Raw genomic sequence first — 669 nt, 5'->3', positions numbered from 1 at the left:
CAACAAGGCCTCCAACGCGCCATTGTTTATGGTGCACGATGTAGGACTGGGTCATGGCGCGGTGGGCGGCGTGATTCAAAGCGGTTATCGCCAAGGTGTTGAAGCGGCTAGATTACTTGAACAGGTGCTCGACCACCCACAAGAACCATTACCTCCGGTGGTGAATGGCGATTCTGAAATCAAGCTCGATTACCAAGCGGTCGTGCGCTGGGGGTTGGGCGCAGAGCAAGAATCCTCGGCGGTCTTTTTTAATAAGCCGATGGAATTTTCGGAGCGTTTCGCCAAAGAAATTCGCTTGTTTGGCAGTTTGTTTGTGTTGATGCTGGTGGCCATTTTGCTACTGAGCTACTACTTGCAACGCATTCGTCGCAGCGAGACAGCTGCTCGTGAAAGCCAAGCGATTTTAGAGTCCATTTTTGACCAAAGTATGCAGTACATGGGGATTTTGGATAAACATGGTTTGCTTAAATCTGGCAACGATCGTCTGCAATCTTTGCTCTATCATCAGGAATTACGCTTAGATAAGCCACTTTGGTTACATCAAAACTGGAGTGAACAAGCACGCCACGCGATCGCCGATTATTTTGATGCACCGCAGCAACAAGTTTCGACATTTGAAGCCGAAATCTGGAGCAAAGAGCACGGCTCTATGGTGCTCGAAATTTCCTT

General features: G+C 48.7%; 1 pseudogene. It reads left to right on the top strand.

From position 1 onward, the window contains the following. Positions 1–669, top strand: a pseudogene (locus tag R8N49_RS27630) (GGDEF domain-containing protein); the annotation flags it as partial.

Source organism: Vibrio sp. 1978, from assembly GCF_033344345.1.
This window is presented reverse-complemented; position numbering and strand designations above follow the sequence as displayed.